Annotated in this window: 17 protein-coding genes; 11 read left to right on the plus strand and 6 right to left on the minus strand. The window is 69.5% G+C overall.

The window, feature by feature from the left end:
- Nucleotides 1-11 precede the first annotated feature (11 nt).
- The 6 genes from BJ959_RS07990 to BJ959_RS08015 are packed head-to-tail and all read left to right on the plus strand — an operon-like array spanning nt 12 to nt 5147.
- A complete protein-coding gene (locus tag BJ959_RS07990; protein ID WP_341800045.1) occupies nt 12-1082 on the plus strand; it encodes a polyprenyl synthetase family protein in 1071 nt (356 codons plus the stop codon).
- Nucleotides 1079-1990, plus strand: coding sequence for a phytoene/squalene synthase family protein (locus tag BJ959_RS07995; protein ID WP_165879053.1), 912 nt, complete (start codon nt 1079-1081; stop codon nt 1988-1990). Before BJ959_RS07990 ends, BJ959_RS07995 begins: the two co-directional genes overlap by 4 nt.
- A 2-nt stretch (nt 1991-1992) precedes the next feature.
- Complete coding sequence (gene crtI / locus BJ959_RS08000; RefSeq protein ID WP_165879052.1) at nt 1993-3570, plus strand: phytoene desaturase family protein; 1578 nt, start codon at nt 1993-1995, stop codon at nt 3568-3570.
- 13 nt (nt 3571-3583) lie between these two features.
- Complete coding sequence (locus tag BJ959_RS08005) at nt 3584-3973, plus strand: lycopene cyclase domain-containing protein (protein ID WP_424960757.1); 390 nt, start codon at nt 3584-3586, stop codon at nt 3971-3973.
- Nucleotides 3970-4287 carry a lycopene cyclase domain-containing protein gene (locus BJ959_RS08010; RefSeq protein WP_153982904.1) on the plus strand — a complete coding sequence of 106 codons (318 nt, stop codon included), beginning with the start codon at nt 3970-3972 and terminating at the stop codon, nt 4285-4287. Before BJ959_RS08005 ends, BJ959_RS08010 begins: the two co-directional genes overlap by 4 nt.
- Nucleotides 4284-5147: a prenyltransferase gene (locus BJ959_RS08015; RefSeq protein WP_153982903.1), complete on the plus strand. Its 864-nt coding sequence runs from the start codon at nt 4284-4286 to the stop codon at nt 5145-5147. The genes BJ959_RS08010 and BJ959_RS08015 overlap by 4 nt, the downstream gene beginning before the upstream one ends.
- Before the next feature lie 24 nt (nt 5148-5171).
- On the opposite strand, the gene BJ959_RS08020 is transcribed toward BJ959_RS08015, so the two are convergent.
- Genes BJ959_RS08020 through BJ959_RS08030 form a run of 3 tightly spaced genes read right to left on the minus strand, consistent with a single transcriptional unit; the run spans nt 5172 to nt 6879 of the window.
- Complete coding sequence (locus BJ959_RS08020) at nt 5172-5687, minus strand: hypothetical protein (protein WP_153982902.1); 516 nt, start codon at nt 5685-5687, stop codon at nt 5172-5174.
- Nucleotides 5684-6511 carry an isocitrate lyase/PEP mutase family protein gene (locus BJ959_RS08025; RefSeq protein ID WP_153982901.1) on the minus strand — a complete coding sequence of 276 codons (828 nt, stop codon included), beginning with the start codon at nt 6509-6511 and terminating at the stop codon, nt 5684-5686. Before BJ959_RS08025 ends, BJ959_RS08020 begins: the two co-directional genes overlap by 4 nt.
- Nucleotides 6508-6879, minus strand: coding sequence for a hypothetical protein (locus BJ959_RS08030; RefSeq protein ID WP_153982900.1), 372 nt, complete (start codon nt 6877-6879; stop codon nt 6508-6510). The genes BJ959_RS08025 and BJ959_RS08030 overlap by 4 nt, the downstream gene beginning before the upstream one ends.
- Nucleotides 6880-6995: 116 nt before the next feature.
- On the opposite strand from BJ959_RS08030, the gene BJ959_RS12675 reads away from it, so the two are divergent.
- Complete coding sequence (locus tag BJ959_RS12675) at nt 6996-7508, plus strand: MarR family winged helix-turn-helix transcriptional regulator (protein WP_243739049.1); 513 nt, start codon at nt 6996-6998, stop codon at nt 7506-7508.
- A 36-nt stretch (nt 7509-7544) separates the two neighbouring features.
- Here BJ959_RS12675 and BJ959_RS08040 read toward each other — a convergent pair whose 3' ends face one another.
- On the minus strand, nt 7545-8966 hold the full coding sequence (locus BJ959_RS08040) for an MFS transporter (protein ID WP_153982899.1): 1422 nt from the start codon (nt 8964-8966) through the stop codon (nt 7545-7547).
- A 233-nt stretch (nt 8967-9199) separates the two neighbouring features.
- On the opposite strand from BJ959_RS08040, the gene dnaK reads away from it, so the two are divergent.
- Genes dnaK through BJ959_RS08060 form a run of 4 tightly spaced genes read left to right on the plus strand, consistent with a single transcriptional unit; the run spans nt 9200 to nt 13123 of the window.
- The gene (gene dnaK / locus BJ959_RS08045) at nt 9200-11080 is read left to right on the plus strand and encodes a molecular chaperone DnaK (protein WP_153982898.1); all 1881 of its coding nucleotides are present in this window, start codon (nt 9200-9202) and stop codon (nt 11078-11080) included.
- Between the two features lie 2 nt (nt 11081-11082).
- The gene (locus BJ959_RS08050) at nt 11083-11718 is read left to right on the plus strand and encodes a nucleotide exchange factor GrpE (protein WP_153982897.1); all 636 of its coding nucleotides are present in this window, start codon (nt 11083-11085) and stop codon (nt 11716-11718) included.
- Nucleotides 11719-11726: 8 nt separating this feature from the next.
- Nucleotides 11727-12701, plus strand: coding sequence for a DnaJ C-terminal domain-containing protein (locus BJ959_RS08055; RefSeq protein ID WP_153982896.1), 975 nt, complete (start codon nt 11727-11729; stop codon nt 12699-12701).
- A gap of 5 nt (nt 12702-12706) precedes the next feature.
- The gene (locus BJ959_RS08060; RefSeq protein WP_153982895.1) at nt 12707-13123 is read left to right on the plus strand and encodes a heat shock protein transcriptional repressor HspR; all 417 of its coding nucleotides are present in this window, start codon (nt 12707-12709) and stop codon (nt 13121-13123) included.
- Between the two features lie 29 nt (nt 13124-13152).
- Here the strand turns inward: BJ959_RS08060 and BJ959_RS08065 are convergent, their stop codons facing one another.
- A complete protein-coding gene (locus BJ959_RS08065; RefSeq protein WP_183321938.1) occupies nt 13153-14151 on the minus strand; it encodes an IS481 family transposase in 999 nt (332 codons plus the stop codon).
- 95 nt (nt 14152-14246) lie between these two features.
- Nucleotides 14247-16277: an ATP-binding protein gene (locus BJ959_RS13000; RefSeq protein ID WP_153982138.1), complete on the minus strand. Its 2031-nt coding sequence runs from the start codon at nt 16275-16277 to the stop codon at nt 14247-14249.
- Between the last annotated feature and the right edge of the window lie 42 nt (nt 16278-16319).

A 16319-nucleotide genomic window follows, 5' to 3' on the forward strand; every position in this document is an offset into this window, starting at 1 on the left:
AGTCTGCTCGGGTGAGTAGGAACGATCATTCGACGGTCGCGGGGTCGCGGGCGGCGATGGTCGACGCTGTGCTGGAGCGCTTCTTCAGCCTATCCAAGAAGCGGGCCGCCCCCCTGGGCGCGCACTACGAGCACCTCTGGGGCCTGCTCGAGCGCAACACGCAGGGCGGCAAGCGGTTCCGGCCGCGCATGGTCATGGCCGCCTACGCGGGTCTCGGGGGCACCGACATGGATGCGGCCGCCTACGTCGGCGCGAGCTTCGAGCTGCTGCACACCGCCCTCATCGTGCACGACGACGTGATCGATCGCGATTTCGTGCGGAGGGGCATCCCGAACATCTCGGGCGCCTACCGCGACCACGCCGTCGACCGCGGCGTGGCGGTCGATATCGCCGAGCACCGCGGGGTCTCGGCGGCCGTCATCGCGGGCGACCTCGCCCTCTTCAACGCCTACCGCCTGATCGACCGCAGCGGCGTGGGCTCGCCCATGCGCGAGCGCCTGCTGGATGTTCTCGACGAGGCCATGTTCGCGAGCGCGGCAGGCGAGCTCATCGACGTCGACTTCTCGATCGACCCCGACATGCCGCTCGTCGACGACATCGTCACGATGGAGCGTCTCAAGACCGCGGTCTACTCGTTCGAGACGCCGCTGCAGGCGGGGGCGATCCTCGCCGGAGCGAGCGAGGACACGGTGCGCACGCTCGGCGACTTCGGTCGTGAGATCGGCATCGCGTACCAGATCGTCGACGACGTGCTCGGCGTCTTCGGCGAGGAGGAGGCGACGGGCAAGACGACCATCGGTGACCTGCGCGAGGGCAAGCGCACCGTCATGATCGCCTTCGCCTGCTCGACCCCGGCCTGGGCCCGGCTCTGCGACCTCATCGGCAAGGTCGATCTGAGTCTCGACGAGGCGGACGAGGCGCGCTCGCTCCTCATCGCGTGCGGCGCCCGCGCCTTCGCCGACGATCTGGCCCGGGGCTACGCCAACCGTGCGCTGGCCCGGCTCGCCGAACCCCACATTCCCGCCTCCCTGCGCGACGAGCTCCATCCTGTCGCCGAGACCGTGCTGAAACGGGTGCGATGAATCGCTTGAGCCTGTACGACCGCGTCGCCGACGAGACCGCCGCGGTGGTCATCCGCCGCTACTCGACCTCCTTCGGGCTCGCCTCGCGCCTGCTCGAGCCGGCGGTGCGGCAGCACGTCGAGAACATCTACGCGCTCGTGCGGGTCGCTGACGAGATCGTCGACGGCGGGGTCGCCGAGGCCGGTCTCGACGCGGTGCACGCGGCGCGGTATCTGAACGAGTTCGAGGCGGAGACGAACGCGGCCATGCAGTCGGGCTACTCGACCAACCTCGTCGTGCACGCCTTCGCCCGCACGGCGCGCGAGGTCGGCTTCGGGGAGGAGCTCACCGAGCCGTTCTTCCACTCGATGCGCATGGACCTCACCGACACCGAGCACGACCAGCAGAGCTTCGACCGCTACGTCTACGGCTCGGCGGAAGTCGTCGGGCTCATGTGCCTGCGGGCGTTCGTTCAGGGTGTCGACATGAGCGCCGAGCAGAATGAGCGCATGGTCGCCGGGGCACGCGCGCTCGGAGCCGCCTTCCAGAAGGTGAATTTCCTGCGCGACCTCTCGGCCGACTTCGAGACGCTCGGGCGCAGCTACTTCCCGGGGGTCAACGTCGATTCGTTCACGGAGGAGGACAAGGTGCGGCTGCTCGACGACATCGACGCCGATCTGCGCACCTCCGCCGCGGTGATCCCCGACCTGCCCAAGGGAAGCCGCCGCGCCGTCGCGCTCGCCCAGGGCCTCTTCGCCGAGCTGTCGGTGCGCCTGCGCCGCACCCCGGCGACCGAGCTCATCCGCGCCCGCGTCCGCGTGCCCGACCCGGTGAAGGCCCGCATCGCCCTCGGCGCCCTCGCCGGCCGCACCCCCCGCCCGCGCGCCGCTCGCACCAGCGCTGCGCGCCCTGCATCGATCGGAGCCTGATCATGAGCCGCGTCGTCGTCATCGGCGGAGGCATCGCCGGTCTCTCGAGCGCCGCCCTGCTCGCCCGCGACGGGCACGAGGTGACCCTCGTCGAGAAGCGCGACGAGCTGGGTGGCCGCGCCGGATCGTGGGAGAAGGACGGCTTCCGGTTCGATATGGGCCCCTCGTGGTACCTCATGCCGGAGGTCTTCGACCACTTCTTCAAGCTGTGCGGCACGAGCGCCGCCGAGCAGCTCGAGCTCGTGCAGCTCGACCCCGGCTACCGGGTCATCACGCAGGGCTTCGACACCCCGACCGACATCGCCGCCTCGCGCGAGGAGAACATCGCGCTGTTCGAGTCGATCGAGCCGGGCGCCGGAGCGAAGCTCGAGCGCTACCTCGATTCGGCGGTCGACACCTACGAGATGGCCAAGAAGCGCTTCCTCTACACGAGCTTCGCCTCGTACGGCCCGCTGCTGCGCGGCGACGTGCTGAAGCGCTCGGCGAAGCTCGTGAAGATGCTCTTCCAGAGCCTCGACGACTACGTCGGGCGCCGCTTCCGCGACCTGCGCCTGCGGCAGATCCTGGGCTACCCCGCGGTCTTCCTCGGCTCGTCGCCCTTCCTCACGCCGGCGATGTACCACCTCATGTCGCACCTCGACATGACCGACGGCGTGCTCTACCCGATGGGCGGCTTCACGAAGCTGATCGAGCGCATCGCTGCGGTCACCGAGCAGCAGGGGGTGAGCATCCGCACCGCCTCGCCCGTCGCGCGCATCGTCGTCGACCCGACTTCGAAGCAGGTCACCGGGGTCGAGCTGGCTGACGGCACGGCCATCGAGGCCGACATCGTGGTCTCGGCGGCCGACCTGCACCACAGCGAGACGCAGCTGCTGCCGCGCGAGCTGCAGACCTACCCACAGGAGTACTGGGACAAGAAGACCGCCGGCCCCAGCGCGATTCTGCTGTACCTCGGCGTGAAGGGCGAGCTGCCGCAGCTCGAGCACCACACGCTGCTGTTCACCGCGAACTGGCGCGAGAACTTCGAGGCGATCTTCGGCCCGCAGCCGGCGCTGCCCGACCCGGCCTCGCTCTACATCTGCAAGCCGAGCGGCGTCGACCCCTCGGTCGCGCCCGAGGGCCACGAGAACGTCTTCGTGCTCGTGCCGGCCCCGCCGCACCTGAGCTTCGGCCGCGGCGACGTCGACGGCGACGGCGACACCCCGCTGGAGGTCTACGCCGACCGCATCATCGCGCAGATCGCCGACTGGGCGAAGATTCCCGACCTCGCTGATCGCATCGTCGTTCGGCGCACCTACGGCCCCGGCAACTTCAACGACGACCTCAACGCCTGGCGCGGCACCGCGCTCGGGCCGGCGCACATCCTCTCGCAGAGCGCGTTCTTCCGGGCCGGCAACGTCTCGAAGAAGGTGAAGGGCCTCTACTACGCGGGGGGCTCGACGATCCCCGGCATCGGCCTGCCGATGTGCCTCATCAGCGCCGAGATCCTCGTCAAGCGCCTGCGGGGCGACACCTCGACCGAGGCTCTGCCCGAGCCGCTCGAGCCGACCGTGCGCTCCGGCGCTCCGGCCGCCGCCTGAGCCCGGAGGCGCCGTGGAACTGGTCAACTTCGCCTATCTGGGCGCGCTGCTGATCTCGATCACCGGCATGATGGTGCTCGATCGGCGGTTCCGACTGTTCTTCTGGCGCGACGCCCGTCGCGCGGCGATCGTGCTGCCGCTCGGGGTGATCTTCTTCCTGATCTGGGATGTCGGGGGCATCGTGCTCGGCATCTTCTTCCGCGGAGTCACCGACTTCATGACGGGGGTGCTGGTCGGGCCGGAGCTTCCGCTCGAGGAGGTCTTCTTCCTCACGCTGCTCTGCTACAACACGATGATCGCGTACACGGCGGCCGGCGACCTGCTCGATCGGCGGGCCGCGCGCCGGTCATCCGGCGGCCCTGCCGGTGCCGCGGCGGCGACGGATGCGGAGGCGGGCGCATGACGTACCTGCTGCTCAACGCGCCGTTCCTGGCTGTCGTCGGTGTGGTCGCCGTCGCGGCGGTGCTCGCCCGGCGCTCGCCGCGCTGGAAGGCCGTCGGCCTCGCGGCGATCCTCATGCTGACCCTCACCGCGATCTTCGACAACGTGATCATCGGCACCGGCATCGTCGCCTACGACGACAGCTTCATCAGCGGGGTGCGCATCGGCATCGCGCCGATCGAGGACTTCGCGTACACGGTCGCCGCGCTCGTGCTGCTGCCCTCGGTGTGGGAGCTGCTGCGGCGCGCGCCGACCCAGCATGATGGGGAGCCGTGAGGACCCTCGGTCAGCTGCTCGTCAGCTCGCGCCCCCTGAGCTGGATCAACACCGCCTTCCCGTTCGCCGCGGCGTACCTGCTGACGACCGGGCGCCTCGACCTCGCGTTCTGGGTCGGCACCCTCTACTTCCTGATTCCGTACAACCTCGCGATGTACGGCATCAACGACGTCTTCGACTACGAGAGCGACCTGCGCAACCCGCGCAAGGGCGGCGTGGAGGGCGCGCTGCTCGATCCGAGCATCCACCGCACCACGCTGTGGGCGGCGGTGATCTCGAACGTGCCGTTCCTCGTGGTGCTCGTGGTGCTCGGGTCGCCGTTGTCGTGGCTCGTGCTCGCGGTCAGCGTGTTCGCGGTCATCGCCTACTCGGCGAAGGGCCTGCGCTTCAAGGAGAAGCCGGTGCTCGACTCGATCACCTCGTCGACGCACTTCGTGAGCCCCGCGGTGTACGGCCTCGTGCTCGCGGGTGTGACGTGGACCCCGGCGCTCTGGCTGATCCTCGTCGCGTTCTTCCTGTGGGGCATGGCCTCACACGCCTTCGGGGCGGTGCAGGACGTCATCGCCGACCGCGAGGGCGGCCTCGCGTCGATCGCGACCGTGCTCGGTGCGCGGCTCACGACCCGGCTCTCGGTCGCGGCCTATGCGCTCGCTGGCGTGCTCGTGCTAGGCACCGATTGGCCGGGCCCGCTCGCGATCGCGGCCGCGCTGCCCTATGTGGCGATCACCGCGCGGTTCTGGATGATCACCGACGAGACGGCCGAGACGGCCAACCGCGGGTGGAAGCGCTTCCTGCTGCTCAACTTCATCGCGGGCGCGATCGTCACGATGCTGATGATCTACTGGGCGATCAACCGCTGACGCCCCGGCGCCGGGTCGCGGGGCTCAGACGCCGCCGGCGAGACCGATCGCCACGAGCAGCAGCACCGGGGCGAGCCCGAGCAGGATGCTCACGCCGAGGGCGAGCGACGCGATCGCTCGACCGCCGAGCCGCGGAGCGACCCGCAGCGCGAGGCTCGCGGCCACCGCGGTGCCAATACCGATGACGGCCGAGATCACGAGCGCCACGACCACCAGCGCGATCTGCGGCACCCCCGGGAGGGTGAGGGTGTTCGTCGCGACGAGCGTCTGCAGGCCGAAGCCGAGCAGGATCGCCGCGATGCCCGCGCGGGCGACATGGGCCGCGCGGTTCGGGCCGGGCCGCAGAGCGCGGGTGAGCTCGGGCGTGAACGCCGAGAAGGGCTCGGGCTCGCGATGGGCGCGCCCGCGCCACGCCGAGCCGTCCCACCACTGCTCGTAGCCGGGTCGCTCGAGCAGGGGCTGCCAGCCGGCCGCGGTGCGATCGGGGTCGGTGTCAGTGTCGCGGTCGGGGTCGCGGTCGTGCGGCTGCGCGGTGCTCACAGCTCGTAACGGTAGCCGAGCTCAGCCGGGTACTCGCCGCGCGCGGTGAGCTGCTCGGCCGCGCGGGCGAGGTGCGCGAGGGTGAGGCCGAGCAACTGCGGGCCGAACGAGATGCGCCCGACGCCGAGCTCGGCCAGGCGGGCGAGCGGGATGCCGCCCGGCCGGGCGAACACCGCGATCGGCGCACGCACCGCCGCGACCGCATCGGCGACGAGCTGCTCGGTGGTGAGGCCCAGCATGAAGATGCTCGTCGCGCCCGCGTCGACGTAGGCATTCGCCCGGTCGATCGCCTCGGCCCAGGCGTCTGGCTGGGCGGCCAGGGTGTCGGTGCGCGCGTTGATGGCGAGCGGAACGGCGGCCGCCTCGGCCGCGGCGCGCGCGGCGGCCACGCGGGCCGCGGCCTCCGCGAGGGGGCGCCGCGGCCCGGTCGCGCCTGCCAGGGAGTCTTCGAGGTTGAGCCCGGCGCCGCCGCGCTCGATGAGCCGTGCGACATTCGCCTGAACGCCGGCGGCATCCGGGGCGTATCCCCGCTCGAAGTCGACGCTCACCGGCAGTGCGGTCGCGGCGGTGATGCGGCCCGCCGCGTCGAGCGCCTGGTCGACGGTCATGCCCTCGCCGTCCTCCACGCCGAGGGCATAGGCGACCGAGTGACTCGCCGTCGCGAGCGCCCGCACCCCGTGGGTGCGGGCGACGATGCGGGCCGTCATGGCGTCCCACACGTTCACGACGATGAGCGGATCACCCGGCACGTGCAGGGCGGCGAGGGCCGCGGCCTTCTCGGCGGTCGAGGGCTGCGGGGCAGGCGGCGTCAGCGCGGGGGTCATGCCTCCACTGTGGCACGCTCGGCGCAGCGACCGTGATGCCCGTGCCCGTGGTGGCCTTTGTGGCCGTGGCCGTGGCCGCGCCCCTGCCCATGCCAGCGCCCGTGATGCCCGCCGTGCCCGCGAGCCTCATCCCCAGCCTGGCTCTCGTCCCAGCCCAGGTTGCGGGCCATGGCCTCGAGGGTCGCCATCGTCGTGGCGTAGTCTTCGTCGCTGATCCCCTCGCGCGCGACGTCGTCGAGGCGGCGCCACTGCTCGCGGGCGAGCATCCGCTTCCGGCGGGCGATGCGGCCCAGCCAGGTGCGCGGCGTGGCCTCGCGGCGGGGAGTGTTCTCGGGCTGCGGGGTGTCGTTGGTGGTGTCGGTGGTCATGGTGTCTCCTTCAGACAGGTTATATGTCACTGTGCAACTAATGCACCATGACATGTATTCCCCCGGGATGCAACCTCGCGCCGTTCGCCCTGCGCGATCGATGTACCGTGACATCCATGGATGCTCCGCCTCCCGCCGCCGACCGCATCGAGCCCGACCCCGCCGCCGACCCGGTCGCGGCCATCGAGCGCGCGATCGCCGAGCTGCGCCGCTCGGGCCCGCGGGTCCGCCCGAAGCCGGAGCCGCGAGAACACCCGTGGCACGGGCGCGGTCGGCACGAGCATCCCTTCTCGACGATGGCGCGCTACCGCCTGCTGTCGCAGCTCGACCGCCTGGGCGATGGGGCGAGCGTGAGCGACCTCGCCGCCGCGATCGGCGTCGACCAGCCGCGGGCCAGCCGCGTCATCGCCGACTGCGCGGCACGGGGGCTCGTCGCGCGCGCGACCGACCCGGCTGACGCGCGGCGCACGCTCGTGACGCTCACCGACGCCGGCCGCGCCGTGCTCGACGAGCGCCGCCGCGACCGGCGAGCCGCGGTCGAGCGCTCGCTCGAGGGGTTCACCGCCGAGGAGCGCGCCCAGCTCGCCGCACTGCTGGCCCGCTTCGTGGCAGGGTCCCGCTCCGACTAAGTGCGTCCGCACTGTTCATCCCCAGGCGGGGCTCTCTCAAGCGATCTTCGCGTGCTCTCCCGGCTTGACAAACAGCATCAGCACGAATCCGACCGCCAAGATCACCACGATGCCGAGTACGCCGAAGATCGTGGCTCCGAAGAGCGTGATGAAGAGAGCCCAGAGCGCCGGTGACAGGAAGCTCGCTGCGCGCCCGGTCGTCGCATAGAGCCCGAAGATCTCGCCCTCGCGGCCAGGCGGGGTCACGCGCGCAAGCAACGAACGACTCGCTGCTTGCACAGGCCCGACGAAGATCGTCAGAGCGAGGCCGAAGATCCAGAACACGATCGTGCCGAGGGGCGCGAGCAAGAAGACCAGAAGGCCGGCGATCACGAGTCCGCCGAGTGCGGCCAGGATCACGGTTCGCGCACCGAATCGGTCATCCATGCGCCCGGCGGCAATCGTTGACACACCCGCGACGAGGTTCGCGGCGATGCCAAAGATGATCACCTCAGTGTCGGAGAACCCGAAAGCGACTGCGGCGAGAATCGCGCCGAATGCGAAAACACCGGCGAGGCCGTCGCGGTAGACAGCAGCGGCGAGAAGGAACCAGAACGTCTGGCGGCTCTCGCGGTAGAGCCGACCAATGTCCTTGACGAGAACGGCATACGAGCGGAAGAAGCTCACGCGCTCTCGACCGGGCGCCGGCGGCACTTCGGGAACGTTGAGGAAGATCGGGATTGAGAACAGGACGATCCAGATGGCACAGCCGAGCGCGATAACGCGGAAGGGAAGACCATTCTCCGCGGGGAGTCCGAAGAAGTCGAACGAGTCGGCGATGACCACGATGACCATCGCGATGATGCCGCCGAGGTACCCGAAGCCCCACCCGAGTCCGCTCACCCTGCCGACCGTTCTCGGCGTGGAGACTTGGTTGAGCATGGCGTTGTAGTTGACGCCCGCGATCTCGCTGAAGACCGAGCCAGCGGCGATGAGAGATGCGCCAAGCCAGAACCAGGCGGGTGCAGCCTCGACGAAGTACAACCCAGCGGTCGACAGGACGAGCAGGCCCGTGCCGATTCCCAGCCACAGCTTGCGATTCCCAGCAGCGTCCGCCCGCTGTCCGAGTACGGGTGCCACGAGCGCGATCAGGATGCCGGCGATAAGGCCGGCGAATCCGATGCCAGCCGCAAGCTGGTCGAGCGCGCTTCTGAAGGCAGGATCGTCTTCGCCGAGCGCGACGATCTCGGGGTCAATGAATGATTCGCTCGTCAGGTAGAGCGCAGCGAAGACGAAAGTGAGGATGACGGTGTTGAAGGGTTGGGTCGCCCAGTCCCACAGAGCCCACGACCACACTTGTTTGCGGGGAACGACCTTGTCGTCGAGTTCCGAGGGAACGGCAGCGACCGCTCCGGTACGAGCGATCGTGGGGGGAACCGGGACCTGGCCGACCTCGTCGTCCGCCTGCTTGTCAGTCATGCGCTCACGCTATCTCGCAGGGGTGAACGGCGGGTAGCGCGAATCGGTGTCGATTTCGCCGGGCGCCAGGGTTCGCCGGGCGCCAGCGGGGCGACCCTGAGAGTTGAGCCAGAGCGACGCAGGTTTTTGCCGCTCGACTTGACAGCCCGCATCCGGAATCTCAAACTTGATACAGCGCGACTCAACCTTTCGCGCACGCACGCTTCACACCCATTACCGGAAGGAGCACCACCATGGCCCGTGCCGTCGGCATCGACCTCGGAACCACCAACTCCGTCGTCTCCGTTCTCGAGGGCGGCGAGCCCACCGTCATCACCAACGCCGAGGGCTTCCGCACCACACCCTCGGTCGTCGCGTTCACGAAAGACGGCGAGGTGCTCGTCGGCGAGACCGCGAAGCGCCAGGCCGTCACCAACGTCGACCGGACCATCGCGAGCGTCAAGCGCCACATGGGCACCGACTGGAAGAAGGAGATCGACGGCAAGAAGTACACCCCGCAGGAGATCAGCGCGCGCATCCTCGCGAAGCTGAAGCGGGATGCGGAGCAGTACCTGGGCGAGAGCGTCACCGACGCCGTCATCACCGTGCCCGCCTACTTCAACGACGCCGAGCGCCAGGCCACCAAGGAGGCCGGCGAGATCGCGGGCCTCAACGTGCTGCGCATCATCAACGAGCCGACCGCGGCGGCCCTCGCCTACGGGCTCGACAAGGGCAAGGAGGACGAGCTGATCCTCGTCTTCGACCTCGGTGGCGGCACCTTCGATGTCAGCCTGCTCGAGGTGGGCAAAGACGAAGACTTCAGCACCATCCAGGTGAAGGCCACCGCGGGCGACAACCGCCTCGGCGGTGACGACTGGGACGACCGCGTCGTCTCGTACCTGATCCAGCGCTTCAAGGAGACCACCGGCGTCGACGTCAGCAACGACAAGATCGCCAAGCAGCGTCTCAAGGAGGCTGCGGAGCAGGCGAAGAAGGAGCTCTCGAGCTCGACCTCGACGAGCATCCAGCTGCCCTACCTGTCGCTGACCGAGAACGGCCCCGCCAACCTCGACGAGACCCTCACCCGCGCCAAGTTCGAGGAGCTCACGAGCGACCTGCTCGAGCGCACCAAGAAGCCCTTCGAGGACGTCATCCGCGAGGCCGGCGTCAAGGTCGGCGACATCGCGCACGTCGTGCTCGTCGGCGGCTCGACCCGCATGCCCGCCGTCACCGAGCTCGTCAAGAAGCTGACCGGCGGCCGCGAGCCCAACAAGGGCGTCAACCCCGACGAGGTCGTCGCCGTGGGCGCGGCCCTGCAGGCCGGGGTGCTGAAGGGCGAGCGCAAGGATGTTCTGCTCATCGACGTCACCCCCCTGAGCCTCGGCATCGAGACCAAGGGCGGCATCATGACCAAGCTCATCGAGCGCAACACGGCCATTCCGACCAAGCGCAGCGAGACCTTCACGACGGCCGACGACAACCAGCCCTCGGTCGCCATCCAGGTCTTCCAGGGCGAGCGCGAGTTCACGCGCGACAACAAGAACCTTGGCACCTTCGAGCTCACGGGCATCGCTCCCGCTCCGCGGGGCATCCCGCAGATCGAGGTCACCTTCGACATCGACGCGAACGGCATCGTGCACGTCTCGGCGAAGGACAAGGGCACCGGCAAGGAGCAGTCGATGACCATCACGGGCGGCTCGTCGCTCGCGAAGGAGGACATCGAGCGCATGGTGCGCGAGGCCGAGGAGCACGCTGCCGAAGACAAGGAGCGTCGCGAGAAGGCCGAGATCCGCAACAACTCCGAGCAGCTCGTCTACTCGATCGAGAAGCTCATCAAGGAGAACGAGGACAAGCTGCCCGACGACGTCAAGGGCGAGGTGCAGGCCGACGTCGACGCTCTCAAGGCTGCGCTCGCCGGTGAGGACGACGCCGCGGTGAAGACCGCCTTCGACGCCCTCAACGCCTCGCAGACCAAGCTGGGCGAGGCGATCTACGCCGCGTCGCAGATGGACCCGACCCCCTCGGCCGACCAGCAGACCCCGGCCGCCGCGGACGAGGACGTCGTCGACGCTGAGATCGTCGAGGATGAGGACTCCCCGAACACCGGCGACTCCGCGGACAAGGACGCGAAGTAGTCATGGCGAAGAAGCGCGACGACGACGAGCACGAGCCCGTCGTCAAGGACAAGCGCCGCATCGACCCCGAGACGGGCGAGCCGCGCGCGGTCGACGACGAGTCGGCCGCCGCGGCGCCCGCCGAGGGGCCGGCCGACGGCGCGTCGGATGCGGAGCCCGCGCTCGACGACGCGTCGAGCCTCGACGCCGACATCGACCACATCCTCTCCGAGGCCGGGCAGCGCGAGATCGAGGAGTACCGCGACCGCGCTGCCCGCGCCGAGGCCGAGCTGGCGAACTTCCGCACCCGGGTGGAGCGCGACCGGCAGGCGAACCGCGAGGCGGTCATCGCCGAGGTCGTGCGGTCGCTGCTGCCCGCGATCGATGACCTCGACCGCGCCGCCGCGCACGGCGACCTCGAGGGCAGCCCCCTCGAGCTCGTCGCGCAGAAGCTGCAGCAGGCCTTCGAGCGCTACGGCCTGCGCCGGGTCGGTGCGGTGGGCGAGGTGTTCGACCCGAGCATCCACGAGGCCATCGCCCAGCTGCCCAGCCCTGACGCCACCGAGCAGACCGTGGCCGACGTCGTCGAGATCGGGTGGGCTCTGGGCGAGCGGCTGGTGCGGCCGGCGAAGGTCGCGGTCGCAGTTCCGCAGGGCTAGGAGGCGGCATGGCGAGCCAGGACTGGTTCGAGAAAGACTTCTACGCCGTGCTCGGCGTCAGCAAGGACGTCTCGGATGCCGAGCTGAAGAAGGCCTACCGCAAGCTCGCCCGGCAGTACCACCCCGACGCGAACCCGGGCGACCCGAAGGCTGAAGCGCGGTTCAAGGAGATCAGCGAGGCGCACGCCGTGCTCTCCGACCCCCAGCAGCGGGCCGAGTACGACCAGCTGCGGGCCATGGGCTCGGGAGCGCGCTTCACGGCCGGCGGTGCGCCGGGCGGCTTCGAGGACGTCTTCGGCGGGATGTTCGGCGGGGGCTACCCGCCGGGCGGCGCTCGCCGCGGCGCGACGCCGGGCGACCTCGGCGACATCTTCGGCGGGCTGTTCGGCGGCGGCGCCCCGGGCGGCGGTCGACGGTTCGGGGGCCCCACGAAGGGTCGCGATCACGTCGCGACCGTGGCCCTCGACTTCATGACCGCCGTGCGCGGCGACACCGTGAAGCTCGAGCGCCCGGGCGGGGGCAAGCCGATCCAGGTGAAGATCCCCGCCGGTGTGGCCGACGGGCAGAAGATCCGGCTGCGTGGCAAGGGTGAGCCGAGCCCCGACGGCGGCGAGGCCGGCGACCTGGTGCTGACGGTGCAGGTGCGCCCGCATCCCGTGTTCACGCGCGACGGCCTGAATCTGCGACTGGATGTTCCCGTCACGTTCGTCGAGGCCGCTCTCGGTGCCACCATCGAGGTGCCGACGCTCGGCGGCGAGACCGTCAAGCTGAAGGTCGCCGCTGGCACGCCCAGCGGTCGCGTGCTGCGCGTCAAGGGTCGCGGAGTCACCACCGCCAAGGGCACCGGCGACCTGCTCGCCACCGTGCAGGTGGTTGTGCCCTCGCGCCTCAGCGCCGACGCCGCCAAGAAGCTCGAGCAGTTCGCCGCGGCGCTGCCCGACGAGAACCCCCGTGACGAGCTGATCGCGCGCGCGCAGGGATGACGGCCATGGACGAGAACAGCCCGATCTTCGCGATCGCCGTCGCGGCCGAGCTCGCGGGCATGCACCCGCAGACGCTCCGGCAGTACGACCGGCTCGGGCTGGTCTCGCCCACCCGCACGGCTGGCCAGAGCCGGCGCTACTCGATGCGCGACGTCGTGCAGCTGCGCGAGATCGCGCGGCTCAGCGCCGAGGGGCTCAACCTCGAGGGCATCCGGCGCATCCTCGAGCTCGAGAACGAGGTCGTCGCACTGCGCGCCCGGGTGCGCGAGCTCGAGACGGCGCTCGCCGACGAGCTGCTCACCCGCCCCGGTCGCCGCGTCTTCGCCGCCGGAGTCGAGGGCGAGGTCGTGTCGATCAAGGCCGGCACGCGCGTGCAGAAGCCGAACCAGCTCGTCGTCTGGCGACCCCTGCGCCGCGGGTAGGCATGCCGCGCCCGGTTCGTCACCGAGTTCTAGCTGTAACGACCCGTGAGGTTGTGAACGCGGCAAGCGGGCGTGTGACCGTCGAGGGCGCTGTGGGGTCGTCGGCGATTGTATTCCTCGAGCCAGTCAGCATAGGTCGCTGATCGGGCCTCGTTCGAGGTGTAGTTCGCTGCGTAAGCCCACTCGGCGGCCAGTGTGCGGTTGAAGCGCTCGACCTTGCCGTTAGTTTGCGGTCGATAGGGGCGGGTGCGGATGTGTCGGGCCTGTCCGACAGCGGCGGCGAAGTCACGGGATCGGTAGCAGGCGCCGTTATCGGTCATGACCGCCTTGACCTCGAAGCCGGCATCGGCGAAGAACTGGCGAGCACGAACCCAGAACGCGGCCGCGGTCTCTTTGCGCTCATCCGGAAGTTCTTCGGAATAGGCCAACCTTGTGCATCCATCGACGGCGTGATGCAGGAACGTGTAGCCGCGCGATGACGAGGCTCCGCGTCGGGCAGCGCGATCCCGGGCAGCACCGGCACGACGGTCTTGGGGTGACCCGCGACCATGAACATGCCACCCTCCACCGTCCGGGATACGACCGAGCTTCTTGATGTCAACGTGGACGATGTCCCCAGGGGCAGCCGCTTCGAACCGGACCGGTTGCTGCTTCCGAATCGGCAAGCCGGTGTTGCGGTCCAGGTGCGACAGCCGAGGCATTCGATAGCGGGCCAGCACTCGACCGACCGTCGAGGGGTTGAGCCCCAGATGCCACGCGATCCGACGCGCATCCCAGCGGCGCGTGAATCGCAACGCAATGATCCGTCGCTCCGTGCGCTGACTGAGGCGTCGGGGCGAGTGACGGGGTCGCGAGCTGCGGTCGGTCATCGGCTGGCCTGCTCGATATCGATCGGCCCACTTCTTCGCTGTTGCTGGCGAGCATTGAAACCGCTCCCCGACTCGAGCAAGACTCCACCCGTCGATGACGACGGCGCGAGCGACACGCAGACGCCCTTTCGGTGTCAGATCGGCATTAGCGTGAACCACGAAGACCTCCGGTCTCGATGAGAGTTGTCAGATACCCACATCGTTCCGGAGGTCTTCGCTACTTCACACGTTCACAACGTCCCGGGTCGTTACATCTAGCCGGCCGGCTGCTCCTGCGCCTCACTCGGCTCACCCGCGGTCGCGCGCGGCAGCACCACGAGCAGCCGTGCGCCGCCCAGATCGGAGCGTTCGACCCCGATGGTGCCGTCCAGCAGGTCAACGAGCGCCCGCACGATCGACAGGCCCAGGCCGGTGCCGGGCGCCTGCAGCTTCTGGGGGTCGGCCGAGCGGAAGAACCTCTCGAACACGCGCGGGGCATCCTCCTCGGATATTCCGGGGCCGGAGTCGTCGACCGCGAGATGCACCTCCGTTGCGTCACCGGCGATCGACACGCGAACATGACCCCCTGCGGGGGTGAACTTGATCGCGTTCGCCACGAGGTTGGTGGCGATCCGGCCGAACGTGGTGGCGTTGCCGGTCACCAGCGACGGTTCGGCGGGTGAGACCAGCTCGATGGTCACCCCCCGGTCGCGCGCCGACGGCGACTGGTCGGCGACGGCCTCGGCGGCGATGGTGGACAGTTCGATGGTTCCGCGCTCGTGCGCAGGGTTCCGCGCGGTCATCCGGCCGAGTTCGAGCAACTCCTCGACCATCGCCCCGAGACGGTTCGCGTTGCGCAGGATGATCGTCGTGAACTCCTTCTGCCGCGCTGTCGCCGTCTCGTCGAGCTCCTCGGCAAAACCGACGATGCTCGTGATCGGCGTGCGAAGCTCGTGACTGACGGAGGAGACGAAGTCATCCTTCTGCTGCGCGAGGGCACGCAACTCATCGGCGACTCGTCGCTCCCGTTCGACGGCGTGCGCCATCGCGGTCTGAGCGGCGACGAAGTCACTGATGTCCACGAGTTGGATGCCGAGCACGTCGTCGCTGTCCTCGGCGGGCAGGCGGCGCCCATAGACCTGCAGCGTACGGCCGTCGTCGAGCAGGACCTCGGTGCTCACGTCATCGGTGCCGCTCTCGAGCCAGGCGGCGACGAAGGGGTCGAACCAGGTCGGGTCGATGAATGACTCCGCCATCGCGTTCGCTTTGACGATCCGGACATCGCCGCTGGGCAGCACGCGCGCGAAGGTCGAGCCCAGCTGCGAGCCGACGAACCCCCCGCGCAAGAGTGATGCTCGGCGCAGGTTCTCGGCGCGCAGCTCGGCCCGCTCGCTGCGCACCGTGATGATGAACTGGATCGTGATGGCGATCGACAGGAGGTACACCTGCACGAGCAGCGCCGCAGGGAGTCCGGGTCCTTCATGCGCATAAGGGCCGCCGCCCAGCACGGTGAGAACCGAACCGACGGCCCCCAGCACCACGAGCTCTGCCGTCGCCACGATCGGGGGAAAGCGAACAGCCGCCCAGCCGAAGAACGGGAACAGGAGCGCGCCGATTGCTTCACTCTGGAAGGGGGCGAACACGAGGAGGGTGACCGTTCCCGTGAGAGCGGCCTGGATGACGAGCTCGACCCGTTGCTTCGAGAGCCCGCGGGGCATCGGGACGAGCACCAGTGGCACGATCAGGAGCAGCGCAGAGAGGTGCGAGGGCACCAGGGAGGCGAAGGTCAGCAGCGGGTCGGCACCGACGAGCAGCACGAAGGAGGCCGCTCCGATCAGGCCGACGGTCGTCGCCGCGGCGATGCTCGCGGCGATGAAGCGGAGCAACCCGAGAGTGGTGGAGAGCAGGGCGCCCCGGCCCTGGGGTCCGAGCACGAGCAGGAAGACCAGCAGCTCGGCGACGAGGATGATCATGGCCCAGAGCGCGAAGACCGGTGGGCGCCCGATGAACAGGTTCGAGCCCGCCGCAACGATGGCGACGAGCACGAAGACCTGCCAGCGCGGACCGCGGTACAGCAGCGCGAGGAGAGCGCTCGTGCCGGCCGCGGGCCACCAGATCGCCGCCGTTCCTCCCGCGGGCGTGAGGTAGAGGGCGGCGAGGCCGAGCGCGAACGTCACCGTGGCGAGGCCGATGATGACGCCCAGGTACACCGGTCGCGGGGCATCCCGCAGGCGCTGGATGAGGCTGACCACGCTGAGCACAGCCGCGTCGTGGTGCAGCTGGTCGCGTTGACGAACCGAGTTCACACGGCTGAGACTAGACCCAGCGAAGCGATCGGGGAGGGTGGC

This window comes from Microcella frigidaquae (assembly GCF_014200395.1).
Classification (GTDB): Bacteria; Actinomycetota; Actinomycetes; order Actinomycetales; family Microbacteriaceae; genus Microcella; species Microcella frigidaquae.

What these genes read in the sequence shown, in the direction of transcription:
- BJ959_RS08030 (WP_153982900.1), bottom strand. Translation starts at nt 6,879, where the DNA reads ATGACCACCGACACCACCAACGACACCCCGCAGCCCGAGAACACTCCC.
- BJ959_RS12675 (WP_243739049.1), top strand. Translation starts at nt 6,996, where the DNA reads ATGGATGCTCCGCCTCCCGCCGCCGACCGCATCGAGCCCGACCCCGCC.
- BJ959_RS08025 (WP_153982901.1), bottom strand. Translation starts at nt 6,511, where the DNA reads ATGACCCCCGCGCTGACGCCGCCTGCCCCGCAGCCCTCGACCGCCGAG.
- BJ959_RS08050 (WP_153982897.1), top strand. Translation starts at nt 11,083, where the DNA reads ATGGCGAAGAAGCGCGACGACGACGAGCACGAGCCCGTCGTCAAGGAC.
- dnaK (WP_153982898.1), top strand. Translation starts at nt 9,200, where the DNA reads ATGGCCCGTGCCGTCGGCATCGACCTCGGAACCACCAACTCCGTCGTC.
- BJ959_RS08010 (WP_153982904.1), top strand. Translation starts at nt 3,970, where the DNA reads ATGACGTACCTGCTGCTCAACGCGCCGTTCCTGGCTGTCGTCGGTGTG.
- BJ959_RS08055 (WP_153982896.1), top strand. Translation starts at nt 11,727, where the DNA reads ATGGCGAGCCAGGACTGGTTCGAGAAAGACTTCTACGCCGTGCTCGGC.
- crtI (WP_165879052.1), top strand. Translation starts at nt 1,993, where the DNA reads ATGAGCCGCGTCGTCGTCATCGGCGGAGGCATCGCCGGTCTCTCGAGC.
- BJ959_RS08040 (WP_153982899.1), bottom strand. Translation starts at nt 8,966, where the DNA reads ATGACTGACAAGCAGGCGGACGACGAGGTCGGCCAGGTCCCGGTTCCC.
- BJ959_RS08060 (WP_153982895.1), top strand. Translation starts at nt 12,707, where the DNA reads ATGGACGAGAACAGCCCGATCTTCGCGATCGCCGTCGCGGCCGAGCTC.
- BJ959_RS07995 (WP_165879053.1), top strand. Translation starts at nt 1,079, where the DNA reads ATGAATCGCTTGAGCCTGTACGACCGCGTCGCCGACGAGACCGCCGCG.